Source organism: Flavobacterium tibetense, assembly GCF_003293845.1.
In the GTDB taxonomy this organism is placed as follows: Bacteria; Bacteroidota; Bacteroidia; order Flavobacteriales; family Flavobacteriaceae; genus Flavobacterium; species Flavobacterium tibetense.
This window is the reverse complement of record NZ_QLST01000055.1, coordinates 1-521: the sequence shown is the minus strand read 5'-3', so window position 1 is coordinate 521 and position 521 is coordinate 1. Positions and strand designations below refer to the sequence as shown.

1 pseudogene is annotated in these 521 nt (G+C 34.9%); it reads right to left on the bottom strand.

Annotated elements, in window-relative coordinates:
• Positions 1–244: 244 nt before the first annotated feature.
• Positions 245–521: pseudogene (locus DPN68_RS13080) on the bottom strand (hypothetical protein); the annotation flags it as partial.

Sequence of the window (521 nt, the reverse complement as noted above, 5' to 3'; positions counted from 1 at the left end):
AGAATTGCTAAATCGGGATCATAAGTTGGCTCAGGAATTGCTCCCTTATCAAACTGCTCCCTTAGCCACTCACCATACATAAATTCATGTTTAGGAGGAAATTTCCAAGGGACAACATCCTTTTGATTTATGACCGTAACTTCAAGTGGTCTAATAGCATTTATGTTTCTATATAAGGCAAAGAGGATAATTTTTCTGTCACTGATTGAATAATATTATCTATCATACGAACACGCCCTTTATTTTATTTTGCATCTAATTTTCTAATCTCAGTTATCATTGGGCAAACTATTGCAATGCAAATAATTAAAATACCTGATAGTAAAAACCAATGATTTACATCGATTCTATCAGCAAAGAATCCAGAAAGAATTAACCCAATTGGCATAACAAGAGACATGATACTTCCAGTTAAAGAAAATACACGTCCTAAATATTCAGGCTTAATTTTCTCCTGAAAAAGAGCTGTTTGCACACCGCTGTAAAACGGAACCGAAAGCCCCATTATTGCACAGCAGACT